The 504-nt window shown below is 64.5% G+C and carries 1 pseudogene; it reads left to right on the top strand.

The features are described from left to right. A pseudogene (locus SLQ31_RS29410) lies at window positions 1-504 on the top strand (hypothetical protein); the annotation flags it as partial.

Genomic DNA, 504 nt, shown 5'->3' with positions numbered 1-504 from the left:
GTCCCCCAGCTGGAGACGATCACCCCCCGGTTTCTGCTGCACCTGCTGAGCTGGGTGCCGGTCGAGGCGGGTATTTACCGCGTCAACCGGGTGGTCAATCCCGACCAGGTGGCCATCCACGCCGAGGTCGGCGGCGAGAATATCGAAGACCCGCTGCCCCAGACCTACGTCGATTACGAGACCAGCCCGCGCGAGCTCACGCTGCGCGCGATCTCGACGCTGCTCGACGTAAGCACCCGGGTATCGGATCTGTACTCCAGCCCGCACGATCAGATCGCCCAGCAGCTGCGACTGACGATCGAAACGATCAAGGAACGCCAGGAATCCGAGCTGATCAACAACCCCGAGTACGGGCTGTTGTCGCAGGTGACCCCGGAGCAGACCATCAAGACCATCAAGGGCGCACCCACTCCGGACGACCTGGACGCGTTGATCACCAAGGTGTGGAAGACGCCGGCGTTCATCTTGACCCACCCGCTCGGGGTGGCCGCCTTCGGCCGCGAG

The sequence above is a fragment of the Mycobacterium sp. RTGN5 genome, from assembly GCF_033804465.1.
In the GTDB taxonomy this organism is placed as follows: Bacteria; Actinomycetota; Actinomycetes; order Mycobacteriales; family Mycobacteriaceae; genus Mycobacterium.
Note: the sequence above shows the minus strand (reverse complement) of the source record. Positions and strands in the feature narration are given on the sequence as shown.